This window comes from Oleiphilus sp. HI0123, from assembly GCF_001635315.1.
Window position 1 is genome coordinate 1 of record NZ_LWGE01000041.1, and the last position, 2,139, is coordinate 2,139.

At 45.5% G+C, this 2,139-nt stretch carries 3 protein-coding genes; all 3 read right to left on the reverse strand.

Features of this window, described 5'->3' with window-relative positions; all coding sequences use genetic code 11:
* Window positions 1–164: YfhL family 4Fe-4S dicluster ferredoxin (locus A3761_RS25340; RefSeq protein WP_082870132.1), on the reverse strand; the 164-nt coding region annotated here is incomplete at its 3' end.
* A 59-nt stretch (window positions 165–223) separates the two neighbouring features.
* A complete protein-coding gene (gene coaD / locus A3761_RS00475; protein ID WP_068514537.1) occupies window positions 224–694 on the reverse strand; it encodes a pantetheine-phosphate adenylyltransferase in 471 nt (156 codons plus the stop codon).
* A 208-nt stretch (window positions 695–902) separates the two neighbouring features.
* On the reverse strand, window positions 903–2,139 hold a 1,237-nt coding region (locus A3761_RS00480; protein ID WP_068749623.1), incomplete at its 5' end, for a coniferyl aldehyde dehydrogenase.

The following is a 2,139-nucleotide window of genomic DNA, read 5'->3' on the forward strand; positions in this document are numbered from 1 at the left end:
GGGCATACTTCGACACATTGTGGTTCGTCGTAATGGCCGACACACTCGGTGCACTTGCTCGGGTCAATAATATATATATCTTCACCGGGTGCGATGGCTTCATTGGGACACTCAGGCTCGCACACGTCGCAATTTATACAGTCATCTGTGATCATTAATGCCATGAAAAATACCTCTGCTATGATCTGATAAAAGTGGGGTTAAAGGTCAAAATACTATCCTGCTATCGCTCTTCTAAGGCCTTAATGACGGCTGGCGCTACAAACTCTGAAACATCACCGCCCAAAGAGGCAATTTCCCTAATTAAAGTGGAAGAGATATAAGAGAGGTGGTTGTCAGGAGTAAGAAACAAGCTTTCTGCTTCAGGAATCAAGCGCCGATTCATATCCGCTAGTTGAAATTCGAATTCAAAGTCTGAAACAGCACGTAAACCGCGTAGAATAACGTTGACCTTGTGCTCTTTTACAAACTCGGCCAATAAGCAGTCAAAGCCAATGACTTCTACATTATCGAGATGAGCCAAAACGTCCTTTGCCAGTTCAACCCGTTTTTCAAGTGGAAACATAGGGTTCTTTTTTGGGCTGGCTGCGACAGCAATAATAATGCGATCAAAAAGCTTTGCAGCACGCTCTACAAGATTGGTATGGCCGTTAGTAATTGGGTCAAAAGTGCCAGGATAAACGACAGTATTCATAGGGGGTCTTACTCCTGAAGCTGCGGAATACGATTGCAGTGCCTAAGTCAATTTTACAGTATTGGAAGTATAGACAACCAAGAACTAAAGAAGGGGCGGAATAGTAACCAAATTTCGGGTGGGTTGCTAGTCAGCTTGTTGTAAACAAGAAGTCTGCGCTGGCAAGATAGACAGCGCATTTGAAGGGTTATCTCTATAAGGAGCTAGCTTATCGTAAGAAAATAGAGAATAAGGCCTTATGAATCAAGGTACCAAAAGGAGGGTAGGCAAACTTGGTACTGTTGAAATGATTCTTGCAGAATACTGATTTTGCATGAGAGAAGGTCAGGAAGCCTTGCTCGCCGTGGTAGGAGCCCATACCTGATTCACCAACGCCGCCAAAATGTAAGTCTTCTTGAGCAAAGTGAGAGACTGTGTCGTTAATGCAGACGCCGCCAGCTCGAACTTGTTCTAGTACATATTGCTGTTCGTCTTTGTCCATTCCAAAATAGTAAAGCGCCAAGGGCTGAGGGCGATCATTAATGAAGTCCAGAGCTTGGTCTAGCGACTTAGTGGGTAGGATTGGCAGGATTGGGCCAAAGAGTTCTTCTTGCATCACTAGCATATCATCAGTGGCATTTAGCACCAGGTGGATAGGCATCTTACGTGTACCGGTTTGCATATCTTCGTCAGCCGGGTTGCACTCAATAATCGTTGCGCCTTTGCTTTTTGCATCGTCCAGGTAAGATTGCAGGCGTGCGAGCTGTCGTTCATCGACTACGCTGGTGAAGTCAGTGTTGTGCTTCAGCGTTGGGTACATCTTGGCAAAGAAGTGTTGGAATCGATCAACGAAATGCTCCAGGCGGTGCTCTGGACAAAGAATGTAGTCAGGTGCAATGCAGGTTTGGCCAGCATTAAAAGCCTTACCAAAAACAACTGACTGTGTTGCATCGTCCATATTGACATCGTCAGAGATGATTGTTGGAGATTTGCCGCCAAGCTCAAGCGTGACGGGTGTTAAGTTAGCCGCCGCTGCTTTCATTACATGGCGGCCAACAGCCGTTGAACCGGTAAACAGTAAATGGTTCCATGGGATGCTAGAGAACTCAGTCGCGACTTCTGCATCACCCTGAACAATCGCAACCAGATCTTGAGGAAAGGTGTCGGAGATTAGTTGCTCGATTAGTGCAGAGGTCTGCGGTGTAAACTCTGACATCTTGATCATGGATCTGTTACCTGCAGCCAAAGCAGCGACAAGAGGGCCCATTGATAAAGACACGGTATAGTTCCAAGGCGAAATAATGCCAATAATCCCCAGCGGTTGATATTGCACAAAACCTGTCGCAGGTTGAAATAAAGGAGAGATCTTTTTCTTATCTTTGCTCATCCACGATTTCAGGTTTTTGATGTTGTAGTCGATGCCGTGAATGGTTGTCATTAGCTCAGCAAGTTTTGTTTCATCAGCA

Excerpts from the sequence above, each read along its gene's own strand:
- coaD (WP_068514537.1), bottom strand. The coding sequence starts at position 694 with ATGAATACTGTCGTTTATCCTGGCACTTTTGACCCAATTACTAACGGC.